This window comes from Streptomyces glaucescens (assembly GCF_002154375.1).
Taxonomy (GTDB): domain Bacteria; phylum Actinomycetota; class Actinomycetes; order Streptomycetales; family Streptomycetaceae; genus Streptomyces; species Streptomyces glaucescens.
Genome location: NZ_MUND01000496.1, coordinates 1 through 3,601, shown reverse-complemented (window position 1 = coordinate 3,601; position 3,601 = coordinate 1). Strand labels below are relative to the sequence as shown.

At 70.5% G+C, this 3,601-nt stretch carries 4 protein-coding genes and 1 pseudogene; 2 read left to right on the top strand and 3 right to left on the bottom strand.

The window, feature by feature from the left end; all coding sequences use genetic code 11:
* The coding region (locus CCN42_RS29375) for an NAD(P)/FAD-dependent oxidoreductase (protein WP_245877524.1) at nt 1-1,272 on the bottom strand (1,272 nt) is incomplete at its 3' end.
* Nucleotides 1,273-1,825: 553 nt separating this feature from the next.
* Between CCN42_RS29375 and CCN42_RS29370 the strand changes: the two are divergent.
* A pseudogene (locus CCN42_RS29370) lies at nt 1,826-2,096 on the top strand (type II toxin-antitoxin system Phd/YefM family antitoxin).
* Complete coding sequence (locus CCN42_RS29365) at nt 2,093-2,362, top strand: type II toxin-antitoxin system RelE family toxin (RefSeq protein ID WP_086740149.1); 270 nt, start codon at nt 2,093-2,095, stop codon at nt 2,360-2,362. The pseudogene CCN42_RS29370 and the gene CCN42_RS29365 overlap by 4 nt, the downstream one beginning before the upstream one ends.
* Nucleotides 2,363-2,399: 37 nt before the next feature.
* Here the strand turns inward: CCN42_RS29365 and CCN42_RS29360 are convergent, their stop codons facing one another.
* Together CCN42_RS29360 and CCN42_RS29355 are read right to left on the bottom strand one after the other, a co-directional pair.
* On the bottom strand, nt 2,400-3,353 hold the full coding sequence (locus tag CCN42_RS29360) for a Ppx/GppA phosphatase family protein (protein WP_086740147.1): 954 nt from the start codon (nt 3,351-3,353) through the stop codon (nt 2,400-2,402).
* Nucleotides 3,350-3,601 (bottom strand): DUF501 domain-containing protein (locus CCN42_RS29355; RefSeq protein WP_143662049.1); only part of this gene is annotated, 252 nt, incomplete at its 5' end. The genes CCN42_RS29360 and CCN42_RS29355, both read right to left, overlap by 4 nt.

The window sequence follows — 3,601 nt, the reverse complement described above, 5'->3', positions numbered from 1 at the left end:
CTCGCGCTTGAGGAACATGCCGAGCGTCCAGTCCGCGAAGACGCGGATCTTGCGGTTCCAGGTCGGCATGGCCAGACCGTGGTAGCCGCGGTGCATGTACCAGGCGAGACGGCCCTTGAGCTTGATCTTCATCTTGCCCATGACGATCATCGCGACGCCCTTGTGCAGGCCGAGACCCGCGACCGCGCCCTTGTTGGCGTGGCTGTACTCCTTCTGCGGGAAGCCCCGCATGCCGGAGACCACGTTGTCGCCGAGGACCTTGGCCTGGCGCAGCGCGTGCTGGGCGTTCGGCGGGCACCAGGCGTTCTCCACGCCGGCCTTGCGGGCGGCGAGGTCCGGCACCTGGGCGTTGTCGCCGGCGGCCCAGACGTAGTCCGTGCCCTTGACCTGGAGCGTCGGCTCGCAGTCGATGTGGCCGCGGGGGCCGAGCGGGATGCCGAAGCGGGACAGGGCCGGGTTCGGCTTGACGCCCGCCGTCCAGACGATCGTGTTGGAGTCGACCTCGAGGCCGTTCTTCAGCACCACGTGGCCGTCGACGCAGGAGTCCATCGAGGTGGAGAGGTAGACCTCCACGCCGCGGCTCTCCAGGTGCTCCTTGCCGTAGGCGCCCAGCTTCGGGCCGACCTCCGGGAGGATCTTGTCGGCGGCGTCGACGAGGATGAAGCGCATGTCCTCGCGGGACACGTTCCGGTAGTACTTGGCCGCGTCGCGGGCCATGTCCTCGACCTCGCCGATGGTCTCGGCGCCGGCGAAGCCACCGCCGATGAAGACGAAGGTGAGCGCCTTGCGGCGGATCTCCTCGTCGGTGGTGGAGTCGGCCTTGTCGAGCTGCTCCAGCACGTGGTTGCGCAGGCCGATGGCCTCCTCGATGCCCTTCATCCCGATGCCCTGCTCGGCGAGGCCGGGGATCGGGAAGGTGCGGGAGACGGCGCCCATCGCGATGACCAGGTAGTCGAAGGGCAGCTCGTACGCCTCGCCGGTGAGCGGGGCGATCGTGGCGACCTTGCGGTCCTGGTCGATGGTGGTGACCCGGCCGGTGAGGACCTCCGCCTTGGGCAGCACGCGTCGCAGCGGGACGACGACGTGTCGCGGGGAGATGTTGCCGGCGGCGGTTTCGGGGAGGAAGGGCTGGTAGGTCATGTACGACCGGGGGTCGACGACCGTGACGGTCGCCTCGCCGTAGCGCATCTTCTTCAGAATGCGCCGAGCTGCGTACAGGCCTACGTACCCACCGCCTACTACGAGGATCCTGGGACGCTCCGTGGTGCTCATGCCATCGAGTATCCACCCGGTCGGAGGGGGTACCTCGTGCGCCCCTTCACAAGGTCTGACAACGCCTGTGCTACACTCCCCGGCCCGCGTGACTTAGATCATGTCTAAGTGCGGGAACCGTGACACCCCACTCGCCGTTGTCAATGCCGCGTGAGCTGCCTCTCTGAGCGAGCGGGGGCATCGTGAGCCGTCGGAAACAGGGCGCGGGGCGCGCGATTCGAAGGCGCCCCACCCCTTGTTCTGAACACGTTCAAAGGCAAGTCGACCCCCCGAACGGGGCAACCGAAGGCGTTTGACGGCTCCCGAGGACCGAAATCCTTGTGAAGAACTTCACGAACTTTGCCGACGAGGCGTCACCGTGCGGCCCGGAAGGCCGCTCAAACGGGGTCACGGACCGCTCAGGAGAGGCCTCTGACCAGGGGGTGGGCGCCGATCGAGCGGGCGCGGGCAGGGCCCTCGCACACCGGCCGCGCGGTGCCGTCGAGGGTCGCCCGCGAACGCGCGCCCCCCGAGATTCTCCCCTTGTGTACACGCTGACGCGTACTCCGGACTCATGACTGAGAACACCGTGTCCGTACGGGAAGCCCGCGCGCCCCTCGCGGACCACATCAACCGGGCGGAGGAGGGCGTTCCGACCGTCATCACCCGCAACGGCACCCGGTGGCGGCCGTGGTTCCGATCTCGGACTTCGAAGCGCTGGAGGAAGCGGCCGACGTGATGTTGGCGCGCGACGCCGAAGCGGTGCTGGCCGAGGGAGCCCCACCGTGACGATGCCGGAACTGCTGGCGGACCTGTTCGCCGAGCAGGACGGCGAGGCGGCGTGAAGTACGCCTTCCGGTTCACCGCGGCGGCGCAGCGGCAGCTCCGGGCCGTCAGCCGGCCCGATGCCATGCGCATCCTGACGGCGCTGACCGCGCTCGGCGACGACCCGTACCGCCAGGACGCCGACGTCAAGAAGCTCACCGGCCCCTCGGTGCTCTCCCGGCTCCGGGTCGGAAGCTACCGGGTCGCCCACCAGATCGACGACGGCGAACTCGTCGTCCTCGTCGTCGAGGTGGGCGACCGGCGGGACGTCCACCGGGACCGGTGACGCCCCGCCCGACACCGGCACCGCCGGGCGATGCCCCTCAACGCACCTCGCTCGCCGCGTAATGAGCGATCCCGTCGAGGATGTCGTGCTCGCTCACCACGACCTCCTCGGCGCCGATCCGCTCCATGATCGCCAGCAGGACGAGCGCCCCCGCGGCGATCACGTCCACCCGGCCGGGGTGCATGGACGGCACGGCGGCGCGCTCGGCGTGGGTGGAGCGCAGCAGCCAGTCGGTGATCTCGCGGACCCTGTCCCGGGAGATCCTGGAGTGGTGGATGGCCGCCGAGTCGTACTCCGGCAGCTCCTGCGCGATCGCCGACACCGTGGTCACGGAACCGGCCAGGCCCACCAGGGTGCGCGCCTCGCGCAGCGGCACCGTCTCCTCGGCGCGGTCGAGCGCGGCCTCGATGTCGGCGCGCATCGCCGCGATCTGCTCCTCGGTGGGCGGGTCGGTGACCGCGCCGTCCACCACCAGGTGCCGCTCGGTCATCCGGACGCAGCCGACGTCGACGGAGCGGACGGCGCGCACATGCTCCTCGCCGACGACGAACTCGGTGGAGCCGCCGCCGATGTCCACCACGAGGAAGGGCCGCTCCAGGTGGTCGTGCCCGGTCAGCTCCTTCGTCGCGCCGGTGAAGGAGAACTCGGCCTCCTGGTCCCCGCTGATCACCTCGGGCTCGACGCCCAGGATGTCCACGACCCCGCGCACGAAGTCGTCCCGGTTCTCGGCGTCCCGGGAGGCGGAGGTGGCCACGAAGCGCAGCCGCTCGGCGCCGTACTCCTTGATGACGGCGGCGTACTCGCGGCACGCGGCGAACGTCCGCTCCAGCGCCTCGGGGGCCAGCCGCCCGGTGCGGTCGACACCCTGGCCGAGCCGCACGATCGTCATCCGGCGGTCCAGCTCCGCCAGTTCGCCCGTCACCGGGTCGCAGTCGGCGACCAGCAGGCGGATGGAGTTCGTACCGCAGTCGATGGCGGCGACCCGGGTCACCGTCCGCACTCCTCACCGGCGAGGGCCACGCAGGAGCCCTTGCGCCACCACTCCGGCAGCATGGCGAGGGCCTCGTCGCCGAGCGGGTTCACGCCGGGACCGGCGGCCAGCGAGTGGGCGACCAGGACGTGCAGGCACTTCACCCGGTCGGGCATGCCGCCGGCGCTGGGGAAGCCCGTCAGCTCCTCGATCTCGTCGCGGCGCCGGATGTAGTCCTCGTGCGCGGCGCGGTAGGCGGCGGCCAGCTC